Consider the following 13311-nt stretch of genomic DNA (forward strand, 5'->3'; position numbering starts at 1 on the left):
AAATTAACATAGTAAATAATTAAATAAATGGTAGTATCTTATAGGTTATTATCTATGGGTTGGTGTTAATGGACTTAAGGCATATTTCTTTTCGCTTACTTGAAGTGTTTATGTGTGTGGTAAAAACACGCTCAATTAGTGAGACAGCAAGGCAGTTACACTTAACGCAACCAACGGTTTCACAACAAATTAAACGCTTGCAAGAAACAGTGAATGAGCCATTAGTGATGGTTAACCAGCAGCGTATTCATATTACAGAAGCGGGTTTTGCGTTGTTTCAAACTTGTCAGCAGGTGTTTGGTCATTTTGATGATTATCAGGATTACTTAGCTGAGCTTAGAGGCGGGGAGCGCGGGCGCTGTAAAATTGCCATGGTTAACACCGCACAATATATCTTGCCCAAATTGCTTGGGCCGTACAGTAATTTACATCCTCATGTTGAGCTGCCGCTTGAAATAGGTAATCGTGCCGAGGTGCTTGCTCGATTTGAACGAGGCGAAGATGATATTTATGTATTTAGTCATCCCCCTTCATTAGAGCACGCAAAAGCAGGGCGGTTTTTGCAAAACCCATTAGTGTTTATTGCGCCAATAAACCATCTACTTGCGAGTAAAAGCCATGTCACTTTGCACGACATAGTGAGTGAACGTTTTTTACTTCGAGAGCCAGGCTCTGCTACGCGAATGCTTTTTGAAAGTGAATTACAAAGTAGAGGTTTTGTTTTAAGCAACACAGTACAAATGGCGAGTAACGAGGCAATACGTGTTGCAGTTGGCTCAGGAATGGGGCTCGGTGTTGTTTCTCGCCATGTATTGCCACCCCATGATACGAGCTTTTGCATGCTAGATGTAGAGGATGTGAATTTAGCCAGTCATTGGTATTTTGTGGTTCGCACCGATCGCCATTTGTCACATGCGGCGCGCAATTTTTTAAAATTTGCCCAACTTAACTTAGAGCAATGCTTAGATAAACAGTGGGTGACCAATGAGTTAAGTCAGCTAAATAAAAGTTTAAATTAAACTAACAAGCTGTCACGTTAAAATGCCATAGTAACAACTTGATTTCGGCCATTTAATTTTGCTTTGTATAAGCCTTTGTCGGCTTCTGCCAGTAATTCGTTAACATTATTTGTGCCCGATTTATGAGTTATGATGCCAACACTAATTGAGAGCTTTATTGAATGTTGCTGATATTGAAAGCTATCGTTGTGTATTGCTAAACGGATCCGTTCGGATAGGCTTTCGCCTTGGGTCTGACTGGTGCTTGGTAGTATGACTGCAAATTCTTCACCGCCGATTCTGGCGACTAAATCGTGTTCGCGAAGCTGGCTTTTAATCTTTTTAGCAACCCATTTGAGTGCTTCATCTCCGGTTTCATGACCATATTGATCATTTACTTTTTTAAAGAAATCGATATCAATCATCAAAGCACAGAGCTCTGTAAGATTACTATTAGCTTGCTCTAAGTAATTGTTGCTAATCATTATAAATGATCTGCGATTCAATAATCCTGTAAGCGGGTCACGATTGGCAAGATCGCTTAGTATCTGCTCTGATTCTAAAAACATCATTAATGGCCAAATCATAGCAGTTAGGGTGGTAATTATAATATGGCTTATCAAAATGACCGCGAGAATGTGGCTTAAATCAGTATTAATATCGCCCTTATAATCAGAAACTAAAAGCAAAAATTGTACTAACATAATCAAAGCATGAATTACAAAGCACAGTTTTAGTAAAGCCAGGTGTATGATGCGCTCAACTTGCAGCTTTCTGAGCGCAAATGCAGCGTAGCTAAAGCAAATAGCAATAATGGCCGTGCTGATTATTTGGTTTAATGGGGAGTCATGCACTGGCAGTAATATCAGCATGGATAGGATCAGCACAAAGGCGCAGGCTTTATGGTATTTCCTATCTGACTGACTATAAGCATGGATCCCTAAAATTGCAGCCAAAGGCGCTGAAATAATGAGTAAAGCTGCCAGATAATGGGTAATTAAAGGTAAGTCGATAAAAACACGAAGAGAAGCGGTGATTTGCGCAAATACAAAAAATAAACACGAACTACCCCAATATAAATAGCTCGGCTGTTGCCTTAAAAAATACAAAGACAGTAGAAACGCCCCAATAATCACATTCAATAAAATTGAAATGCTGATTATGGTGGGTAAATGCATCATGATTTTCCCTGAATAATCACTCGACTAAAATCAGATTAATTATTATGTATTAGTTGAGTATTATCAACCCGCACATTGTAACTATAATTTTAGACTTTCTAATGCTGGTTTTAACGTTGGGTAATGGAAGCGGTAATTATGACTAAGTAGTTTATTGGGAAGCACAAATTGACCATGAAGGAGTAGATCTGACATCTCGCCCATCATCAATTTTAAAACCCAGCTAGGCATACGTAACATGGCAGGACGCGATATCACATGTGCAAGAGTTTGACTAAACTCATTATTATCAACAGGATTTGGCGCAGTGGCATTGACAGGCCCGTGTATCTCTTGATGTGAAAGCACAAAAAGGATGAGTTGGATCATGTCGTCAATATGGATCCACGACATTCCTTGTTGACCATGGCCTACTGGTCCACCCAAGCCAAATTTAAAAGCAGGCAGCATTTTACCTAAAGCACCACCTTGCTTAGCTAATACGATACCTGTACGAAGTAGGCATACTCGAGTTTGGTCAGATTGTGCTTTCGTCGCTGCATGCTCCCAATCACGGCAAAGCACATGGCTAAATTCAGGATAAATATCATTAAAGCTTTCATCAATTGGCTGGTTTTCTTGGCGGCCATAAAAGCCAATCGCACTGCCAGAAATAAAGGTATGAGGTGGTGATTCACAGCGGCTAATCGCTTTAGATATCTGTAGGGTAAGATTAATTCTGCTATTTAACAAAGTGCGCTTTTGCGACTCGCTCCAACGTTTGTTGACAATTGGCTCTCCAGCTAGATTAATTACAGCGTCAACCTCTTCAAAATTCACCTCATCGAGTGACTTAACAGTGTGCACTTGATGAGTCAGAATAACAGCAGCTTGAATTGGGTTTCGTGTAAGTACAGTCACCTTGTGATGGTTTAATAAAAAAGGGCACAAATGCCTACCAATAAGACCCGTTCCGCCTGTCAATAAAAGATGCATAGTGTTGCCTTAAGTTAAAAGTGCTGTGTAAATTTTATACATAGTGATGAGGGTTTTTGCAAATATATACGGATAAAGCAGTAATTTAGATTAGTCTTCTTGAGTACTATTCTGGTAAAGATGATAACCATTTTTTGACGCTTGTTTAGCTTGGTACATTGCTTGATCAGCAAGCTTGAGCAGTTTTTGAGGATCTTGACTGTGATCAGGTGCTAGGGCTACACCAATACTAAGTGACACCGTAACTGTGTGTTGTTCGAATATAAAAGGGCTATCAAATCGTTCCATTAGATGGTTGAGCATGGCATTTATGTAGCAACGCTTGGCAATGTTGTGGGCAACAATAACGAATTCATCCCCTCCATAACGGTAAACATCATCATCAGCTCTAACTGATGAAGTAACCCGTTTTGCTGTTTCTTTAAGTACTAGGTCACCGATTAAATGACCATAGTTATCGTTGAGTTGCTTGAATTTATTAATATCAATAAAGATTACAGCCAGTTTATTATCTTCAGAACAAAGACTAGTAGCGTGTTTTAATGCAGGCTCTAGTTCCGTTCGATTTAAAACACCCGTCAAATGATCGTGACTTACTTGAAAATTTAATTTACTTGCTCGCTTATTAATTATGTTGCTCATACGTATGAAGCGTTTGAAAAGGTAACCTATTTCATCATGAGAATTAATCGTCATCATTTTTGCAGGAATGCCTTTTTCAAGCTGTTTGGTATTTTTTATTAATATTTTCATTGGCTTGAAAAGTTTAGAATTGATATAAAAAGCACAAAATACTAATAAGATAACAATTAATGGGATTTGCAAAGTGACGAACCGGGTAATAAACAACCTATTTCTTTGGTACTCAGCATTTTGCTGTTCTAGCTTGGCTTTCTCAGTATTTTGAAACTGTAGAATATGCCAACGGATTTGGTCCATATACTGTTTACCCTCATCAGTTAACACAATCGCTTTAGCTTCTTCAAGGGCATAAGGTGTGCCTTGCATTACAAGTGTCACTGTTAATGCCAACTCAGCTAATTTTTTGTTAACTAGTTCATCAATTAAAGCAAGCGTATTTTGTTGTTCGGGGTTGCTTAGGGTAAGTCTATTAACAGCCAAGAAATGTTTTTTTACTTGTTCAAGAGCCGAATAGTAGGGTTCTAAATAGTTGAGGTCTTGTGTTAATAAATAACCCCGCTGTCCAGTTTCGGCGTTCGTTATTTGATTGTAGAGCTTTTCTGATTCATCGAGCACATTATGAGTATGGATCACTGCTTCAAGCTTAGCCTGACCTTGTTTATCTAATGCATAGATAATGAAAGTATTGGCTACCACCACACAAAAAATTGTGGATAGCAGAAGGATAAATTTAGCTCTTAGCGACATTGAATGGGTAGGGGACTGTTTCAGTTATTAATAATAAAGTATTGATGGGTATTGAGTATTTTTCCAGTGTGAGTTTTAAGATATGTAGTCGAAATTTTGGTTAAATTATTAATGTGAGCTTAACAAATTGGTGCAGATTGTGTTTATTTTTGGTAATTTAGTCCCGATAATAAGTAAATAATGTATTTAAGGAACTATTATGCATAAGGGATTAATTGCAGGTGCTGCAGTTTTTAGTATGTTTAACGCATACTCTCTTCAAGCTGCAACAGTCGAAAGGGTCAGTCCCCTCAACCAACCACAACTTCAAAACCTGCTGTTAATAAATCAGAATCTTCAAAATAATCAAAAAAAAGGTTCTTATTTTGAAGAGGTAACTTTGCCTCACTTTAACTCGAGTAGTGTGTTAAGAAAAAACTCATCAAATAAAATTTTACAGCAATATTATTCTGGCATTCCAATTTGGGGCCAACAAATTCGTGTTCAAGCGCAGTCACAGCATATGAGTGGCTTTTTTGCGACTGATATCAATGAAACACAATTGCAATTAAGAGCGAATAATCAATTTGATTTAGAGACCGCTGTTTTAGCAGTACTTAAAGCCTCTAAACTGTCACTAGATTCTTCTTATAAGCTCGTAAAATCAGAGCGCTACATTTATGTTAAAAACGATCAAGCTCATTACGCATATTTAATTGAACTTGAAATTTTAAATGCAAAACATGAATCAAGGCCTTCAGCTATTATCAGTGAAAAGACTTATGAAGTGTTTAAAGCGTGGAATAATATCAAGCACACACAGGCGATGGGACCTGGTGGTAATGAGAAAGTTGGCCGTTATGAATATGGCGATGATTATCCCGCATTTGCTGTTTCCCAAGTAGGAGAAACATGTTTTTTAGAAAATGATAAAGTAAAAACTGTTTCGATGGAGTCAGGGAGCGAGCCTTCATCTGCGTTTTCATTCCCATGTGCTCGAAATACTCACAAAGAGGTTAATGGTGCCTATTCGCCTTTAAACGATGCCCATGCATTTGGTACCTCAGTGTTTGATATGTATGAGCAATGGTATAACACGGCACCACTGACTTTTAAGTTATTGTTGCGTGTTCACCAAGGTGATGGTTGGGAAAACGCGACTTGGAATGGCTCTGCGATGAGCTTTGGTGATGGTGCTGATAGTTTTTACCCGCTAGTTTCTTTAGATATCGTATCTCATGAAGTAAGTCATGGTGTTACTGAGCAAAATTCCAATTTATTTTATTATGACCAATCGGGAGGGATCAATGAATCTTTCTCAGACATGGCTGGTGAAACTGCTGAATACTTTGTCAGAGGTACTACAGATTGGTTGTCTGGTGCCGACATCACAAAAAATAGAACTGCATTGCGTTATTTTGAAACGCCGTCAAATGATGGTATTTCAATAGACCACGCATCACAGTTTTATTCTGGAATTGATGTTCATTACAGTAGTGGTGTATTCAACAGAGCATTTTATTTACTAGCAAATAAGCCAGAGTGGGATCCACGTAAAGCTTTTCAAATTATACTCTACGCAAACCAAAATTATTGGGTAAATTCGACGGACTTTATCGATGGTGCATGTGGTGCAATAAACAGTGCCATTGATTTAGGTTATGCGGCAAATGATGTTGTTGATGCATTCAATACGGTAGGTGTTGTATGTAATAATATTCAATTCATTGATAATGATAACGATGGAATGGATGACAATTGGGAGTTGTTATATTCACTCGATTCATCCGACCCTACAGATGCCTCAGGTGATCTAGATGAAGATGGATTGACCAACCTAGAAGAATACAGTTTAAATTCTTTGCCAAATGATTCTGATTCAGATGACGATGGTCTAACTGATTACCAAGAACATCATGTGTATCAAACGAGCTTAACTAACCCTGATTCTGATAACGATAAAATGACGGATGGTTGGGAAGTCAATTTCGCCTTAGATCCACTTGATAGTTCAGATGCACAAAGTGACTTAGATAATGATAGCTTCACTAACCTAATTGAATTTTTATTAGGTTCAGACCCAAGTGATGCTGATTCTACGCCAACAATACCTGCAACAATCTCATTTAACTTTAATGACAATCTTGTTCCTGAGAGTTTTAATTTTACAGACCCTTCTACGCCTTGGGAAACTTCACAAATAGATGAAAACTATAGTTTCTCTTTGGCTAATAATGACATTGACGATAGTCAAGCAACTAGTTTTGAATACAGCTTTGTAACAGACCAGACTAAATATTTAAGCTTTATTTATAAACTTTCTACAGAAGCTGGTTTTGATCATTTGTATGTTTACCTAAACGAGCAATTAATTGTTATTGATTCTGGTATCACCGATTGGCGCTCTTTCGAGCAGGTTATTCCTGTAGGCTTAAATACACTTAAATTCGCTTACATTAAAGATGGTTCTGTATCATCAGGCTTAGATACAGTTTTCATTGATAACATTTATATCAGTAATGAATTTGCTGATAATGATGGTGATTCAATACCCGACTCTTGGGAAGTTGCACACGGACTAGATCCTTCGAATCCAGAAGATGCATCATTGGATAATGATAATGACGGTTTGAGTAACCTCAATGAGTTTTTAAATCAGGGCGATCCTAATAACCTTGATACAGATGGAGACCAAATTCCAGACGGCTGGGAATACGAGCATGGTCTAAATTTAACAGACTCTACTGATGCAATGCTTGATAGTGACAATGATGGATTTAGTAACTACACCGAGTTTCAGTTACAAACAGACCCACAAGATGCAGCGTCATTTCCAGAGCAATTGAATCTAACTAGTTCATTTGAAGACTCTCAACTACCTCAATGGTTTAACCATTCATCACAGAACAACGCAGATTGGTACATTGATAATAGTTTTGCTACCGATGGTTCGCATAGCATTCGCTCTGGTAAAATCTCAGATAGTCAGATGAGCTCATTCAGTGCTACAGGTGTCTTCGTAGAAGCATACCTTGTATTTGACTATAAAATAGAATCTGAAGAATGTTGCGATTCTTTTGCGCTGAGAATTAATGGTTCAAATAGTGATATTGAGTGGATCGCTGGAACGAAGGAAGGGTCGGTAACTGTTAAAATCCCTGAAGGTATTAACGTTATTGAGTTTTCATATTCAAAAGATGGTTCAATATCTACAGGAGAGGATGCTGTTTGGCTAGATAATTTTAAGTTTATTTCTAAAACGAGCGATGCTGATACAGATAGTGATGGGCTGCCAGATTTTTGGGAAGTTGAAAATGGGCTTAATTTAACTGATGCTAATGATGCATCTTCTGACTACGATAATGACGCATTAACAGCTCTGCAAGAGTATGGTATTGGAACAGATCCTAGACATTCTGATAGTGATGGAGATGAACTTCCTGATGGTTATGAAGTAAATATACTTATGACCTCACCGATTAATGCAAATGTTACTGGTGCTGATTTAGATGAAGATGGTTATACAGACGTACAAGAGTATTATGCACAAAGCTCACCATCAGATTACGCTTCAACACCTTCAGCAATAAATAACCTTTTCGAAAGTTTTGAATATGGTGGGTTACCAAACCGCTTTACGGTGTTAGCAGCAAATAATGTTGACTGGATTTCAAGTGATAGTTGGTCTACAAACGGAGTGAATAGCCTTTCTTTCAATCCTAAGTTTGATGGCGAAGATTATACAGAAGTAAATGCAGGTTTTGCTATTGCTGGTTTGTTTGAGCAGGGTTTTATCACCGTTGACTATAGAGTTAACAAAAATGACCACTTTCAAGTTCAACTGAACAACGAAAATCTCCTTGTTCAATATAGTGAATCTCGTTTACTTATACCTGTCAATGATGGCTTCAACGTCATTAAAATTAATCTAGCTGATGCAGACTTTTACCGTTATGAACCATTTTATATTGATAGAGTCATGTGGATTTCAGAGGTTGATACTCGTTTAGATACCGACAATGATGGCATTCCAGATTTCTGGGAGTATCAATTTGGCTTAAATGTCCTTGACTCATTCGATGCAAGTCAAGATTTAGACAGAGATGGTTTGGCTAACATAACTGAATTTGAAATAGGGTCAAACCCAACAGCTGAAGATACTGATTCAGATGGTGTGGTTGATAGTGAGGATAGTCATCCAGATGATCCAAATTTAGGAGAAAATTTACCACCTGTTTTCTCTGATTTACCACCTGTGACAATTGAAGGTGTCTATGAAAACACATCTATTCCTAGAAGTCTTTATCCTGAGGTTACAGATAACAATAGAGCAGCAGTTGAGGTATACCCTTTATCTAGAACGCTAGTATATGGCGAGAATCAAGTAACTTGGGTCGCTGAAGATATTGCAGGGAATAGCGCAAGAGCTGTGCAAACATTCTTTGTTACTGATACGACGGCTCCAACCATCCGAAACGATGTCGTCGCTATGAACGGCGAATTTACTGAAGAACAATTGTTTGAAACCTTGCTAGAGCAGTTTATTGTTTTTGATAGGGTATCAGGAATCAAAGAAATAACTGTCGGATCAGGGCTAGATATAGAGTTTGAATCAGGGCGTTACTCTTTAGATATTACGGCAAGCGATAATGCTGGTAATACAGCCTCAGGCACAATAAACCTACATATAAATCCTCGTATTGATATTCAGCCTTATACCTATGCTTATCGAAATGCTCTGCCCGTCGTTGCGCTTAATGTAAGAGGTAAACCGCTATATGATTATTTGGGGTTAAATTTAAGTGCTGGAAATTATAGCCATTATGTTGGTGACTACAGTATTGAAGGGATCAAGAATGTAGTCTTCCCAAGTATCGTGGAATCGTCAATCGATTCAATTGAGCTTGAAGTATACGACGGCGGTTATACAGGGGAGTTTAGTAAATCTGAAATAATTCATTTAGATGAAGATGCTCCACGTACTATTAGTGCCACTTATAAACAAAATGGTAAGAAAATGGCAAGTTTGGTCAAAGGGAATAGCGCCGAACTTTATATACAAGTATATGGCTTTTCAGATTATGAAAGTTTAGAGCTAAAAGTAACATTATTATCTGCAGAACAAGTCATCAATGAAGTTGACGTGTATATGTATGACACATCAATTTGGAGTGGCTATTTTGGTATTGAAGATGCTTGGCAAGGAGACATTACCTTACAGTATGACATTTTACAAAATGGAGAGTCGGTTCTGACTAAAACTGAGACCGTGCCATTAATTAATAATGTTATCTTTGATGATGAAAGTGCGGACACCGATGGTGATAATATCCCTGATAGCATAGAGTGGATAGGCGACAGTGATGGTGATGGGATTGTTGATTTCTTAGATAATTCAGCAAACACCTCGAAGGGGGTACTCGCATCTGATTCTTATGTACATACGAACAATGTTTTCCATATCATCAGAGCAGGTGACGTTATTCGCACTCACAGTGAGCACTTCATAGAAAATATGAATGTATCTGAAGAGATGTTGCTTGATGCCTTCACCGAGATGAGGGTTGAAGACCCTCACTTCCAATTGAAGAGTGACATGATAAACATTAATGTTGAGCTCGCTCAGCGCACAGAATCAGTAGACCTTGCTTTACCAATGCTTGAAAACGCTTTATTGAGCGATGAGCTACAAGCACGCGTACTAACGTTAAGTGGTTGGAAATCGGTAGAGATAATTGCAAGCAGCGAGTTTAGTTCTGAGTGCAGTAATTGTTCAGTGATTAGAATTGAAGATGGCAGTGAATTTGACTTAGACGGCGTGAAAAATGGTTTTGTTGAGGTTGTCGCAAAACTTGCACAAGAAAGTCTTAATAGCGCACCAACATTATCTCTTATTATTCCAGAAACGATAGAAGAGCTGCATACTTTCGTTCTAGATGCGTCAGGCACATCAGATAGTGACGCAGATGAATTAACGTATCACTGGGCTATTTCGATACCCGAAGTTACTATCGAAAACCAGAGTGAAAGTATAGCAATCTTGAAAGTGTCTGAGCTTTTAGAGTCGAAGCAGGGAACAATTTCTTTAACCATTAACGATGGTTACGAGGAATTTGTTCATGAGCAATCTGTTTTATTCATGCATGTAAACCAATTGCCAACAATTGAACTTGCTAATAGTTATACAGTTAATGAGAATGCAGAAGGTGTGATTACTGTTTCTGCGACAGATAAAGAATCACAGTCATTAACTTACAATTGGACGCAAACGCAAGGGCTTCAAGCTGATATTCTTCAATCTACTTCTCAAACGTTAAAATTTAAATCTCCAACTGTCTCAGTGGATACGTTAATCAGATTCAAAGTAGTCGTTTCGGATGGAGAAGGAACAACAGAACAATCAATAGATGTTACTGTCAAAAATGTAACTACTAGTAGCAATGGTGATAAAACTGAGTCTAGTAGCGGTGGCGTTTTTGTATTTCTAATTGCTCTGTTACCTTTCGTTTATAGAAGGCGAGTATACAGACACTAAAAGAGCTAAGAAAAGCCCCTTTTTAAGGGGCTTTTTAATAAGTGAAAATCATTATTAATAATACAAATTCAATCTTAAATTATGATTCCTGCTGTTGTTATTTGAAATTCTTGGTATGCTTCTTTAGAGCAAAATAAAATTCGTATAACTAGGGAGCTAGGTTGAACTTTCTGCGCCAATTTCACGATATAGTATCAAACCAAGAAATTGATTTTTCTAGTAAAGTAGTCAAGTTACTGCAATTTGGTTTAGATGTTTTCGAACTCGAATTTGCGATTGTGAGTCAAGTTGATGACAAGCTCTATACGGTCATTCATGTGGTTGCACCTGATGATGCGATTGCTGTTGGAACGCAGTTTGATATTGAGGGAACCTATTGTACTCATACTCTTGAAGCGAACAAGGCTTTGTCGTTTCATCATGCATCAAAAAGCCATATTGCACAGCACCCTTGTTATGTAAATTTCCAACTTGAGTCATACATAGGTGCACCTATTTATGTTGGCAAAAAAGTATTTGGTACAGTTAACTTCTCTGCTCCGAATGTATCAGAGCCATTTAGTGAAGAGTCCCATGATTATGTTGAGCTATTTGCTCAGTGGTTAGGGAATGAATTGGCACGAAATGCTTCATCTGAACGGTTATTGAAAAAAAACTACATGCTGGCGCAAGTGGAAGAGGTCGCTCGAATTGGTTCATGGGAACTCGATTTGTTGGCCAGTAAATTGTACTGGAGCAAGCAAACGAAAGCTATCCACGAAGTCCCTGCAGATTATTCCCCTAATCTTGAAACGGCCATTGAGTTTTATAAAGAAGGTGAAAGTCGTGATGCAATACAACACGTAGTCCAAGAAGCAATCGAGCAGGGTAAAGATTGGAATATCGAAATTCAGCTCATCACAGCAAAAGGAAATCCTATATGGGTTTCAACGTATGGCGAAGCTGAATTTGAAAACGGGCAATGCATTCGTTTAATTGGTACTTTTCAAGATGTCACGAAAGAGGTGCTACTTCGTGAAGAGCTTAAAAAGCAAAAAGCGGATGCTGAACGTACACTTGAAGATCGCAGTATCTTGCTGGCTAAAATTAGCCATGAACTGCGCACGCCGTTAAATGGCATTACAGGCATGCTAACGACTTTACTTTATGAAAAGTCAGAGCAAAAGCGAGAAGAAAAACTCAAAGTTGCACTACGAAGTGCTGATATTTTGTTAAACATCATCAACGAAGTGCTCGACTTTTCTAAGATAAATCATGGTGAACTCAAATTAGAGCCTAGTCACTTTTTACTAAAAACAATCTTTGTTGATCTTGCGTCATTATATTTACCTTTATACCAGGAAAAGAATCTCAATTTTGACGTCGACATTGATATTAGTGATGAATGTTGGATTTATTGTGACAATACTCGACTCACTCAAATAGCCTCAAACTTACTGAGTAACGCGTTAAAGTTTACTGAGCAGGGTGAAATAAAGCTTAAGGTATCTGCTAAACATCATGATGGTGATGTGAGCCTTCATTTACAGGTTAGCGATACAGGAATAGGGATGACCGAGAGCTTTATGAAATCGCTATTTTCACCCTTTACACAAGAGGTTACAAAAGAGCGTAAGCAAGGCGGAACAGGCCTTGGGCTCGCTATTGTCAAAGAACTGATTGATTATATGGGTGGCACAATACAGGTCAGTAGCGAATATCAAAAAGGCAGTTGTTTTGATATTCAACTACCTCTAAAGCTCGGGCAGCCACAATCACATGATGCGCTACTTACCTGTGATATCGACTTTTCAACCTTGCCTCTATCAATACTGGTTGTTGATGACAATCAAATAAATCGATTTGTTTTGAAAGCGCATCTTGAGAAATTAGGTTTAACGGCCGATTATGCCTGCGATGGGATTGATGCGATAAATAAGTGTAAGCAAAACAATTACAATCTAATTTTTATGGATTGTGTAATGCCTGAAATGGATGGTATTGAAGCAACCCGTATTTTAAGAGAGGAGCAAATCTGCCCAACGGATAAAACCTATATCATCGCTTTAACAGCCAACACCTCTGCAGATGATAAGGCAGCCTGCAAACAAGCTGGAATGGATTTATTTGTTTCAAAGCCTGTTAAAAACACGGCCATTGAACAAGCAATAGCAACTGCAAAAGAGCATTTTTCAATGTAAGCATTCGTGTTGTATGGCTGCTCAGGATAGAAAAATTATAGCAAGGTAAATTAGTACTTATTTTAGGCAATTTC

General features: G+C 38.1%; 6 protein-coding genes. 3 read left to right on the plus strand and 3 right to left on the minus strand.

What is annotated here, in order from left to right; genetic code table 11:
- Positions 1-68 precede the first annotated feature (68 nt).
- Positions 69-1019 (plus strand): LysR family transcriptional regulator, encoded by a 951-nt coding sequence (locus C2M33_RS06265; protein WP_063705758.1) that lies wholly within the window; start codon positions 69-71, stop codon positions 1017-1019.
- A gap of 17 nt (positions 1020-1036) precedes the next feature.
- Here C2M33_RS06265 and C2M33_RS06270 read toward each other — a convergent pair whose 3' ends face one another.
- From C2M33_RS06270 to C2M33_RS06280, 3 genes are all read right to left on the minus strand, one after another.
- Positions 1037-2179, minus strand: a complete 1143-nt coding sequence (locus tag C2M33_RS06270) for a GGDEF domain-containing protein (RefSeq protein ID WP_063705756.1) — start codon at positions 2177-2179, stop codon at positions 1037-1039.
- 81 nt (positions 2180-2260) lie between these two features.
- Positions 2261-3154 carry a TIGR01777 family oxidoreductase gene (locus C2M33_RS06275; protein WP_105174015.1) on the minus strand — a complete coding sequence of 298 codons (894 nt, stop codon included), beginning with the start codon at positions 3152-3154 and terminating at the stop codon, positions 2261-2263.
- Positions 3155-3244: 90 nt separating this feature from the next.
- A complete protein-coding gene (locus tag C2M33_RS06280; protein ID WP_105174016.1) occupies positions 3245-4543 on the minus strand; it encodes a diguanylate cyclase domain-containing protein in 1299 nt (432 codons plus the stop codon).
- A gap of 199 nt (positions 4544-4742) precedes the next feature.
- On the opposite strand from C2M33_RS06280, the gene C2M33_RS06285 reads away from it, so the two are divergent.
- Both C2M33_RS06285 and C2M33_RS06290 read left to right on the plus strand, forming a co-directional pair.
- Entirely contained in the window at positions 4743-11057 is a 6315-nt protein-coding gene (locus C2M33_RS06285; protein WP_105174017.1) for a M4 family metallopeptidase, read from the plus strand.
- 161 nt (positions 11058-11218) lie between these two features.
- Complete coding sequence (locus tag C2M33_RS06290; RefSeq protein ID WP_063705747.1) at positions 11219-13237, plus strand: hybrid sensor histidine kinase/response regulator; 2019 nt, start codon at positions 11219-11221, stop codon at positions 13235-13237.
- Positions 13238-13311 lie beyond the last annotated feature (74 nt).

Source organism: Pseudoalteromonas sp. T1lg122, from assembly GCF_002964825.1.
GTDB classification, from domain to species: Bacteria; Pseudomonadota; Gammaproteobacteria; order Enterobacterales; family Alteromonadaceae; genus Pseudoalteromonas; species Pseudoalteromonas gelatinilytica.

Bases quoted from the DNA above. Each gene is read 5' to 3' on its own strand.
- C2M33_RS06285 (WP_105174017.1), top strand. From the start codon at position 4,743: ATGCATAAGGGATTAATTGCAGGTGCTGCAGTTTTTAGTATGTTTAAC.
- C2M33_RS06280 (WP_105174016.1), bottom strand. From the start codon at position 4,543: ATGTCGCTAAGAGCTAAATTTATCCTTCTGCTATCCACAATTTTTTGT.
- C2M33_RS06270 (WP_063705756.1), bottom strand. From the start codon at position 2,179: ATGATGCATTTACCCACCATAATCAGCATTTCAATTTTATTGAATGTG.
- C2M33_RS06275 (WP_105174015.1), bottom strand. From the start codon at position 3,154: ATGCATCTTTTATTGACAGGCGGAACGGGTCTTATTGGTAGGCATTTG.
- C2M33_RS06265 (WP_063705758.1), top strand. From the start codon at position 69: ATGGACTTAAGGCATATTTCTTTTCGCTTACTTGAAGTGTTTATGTGT.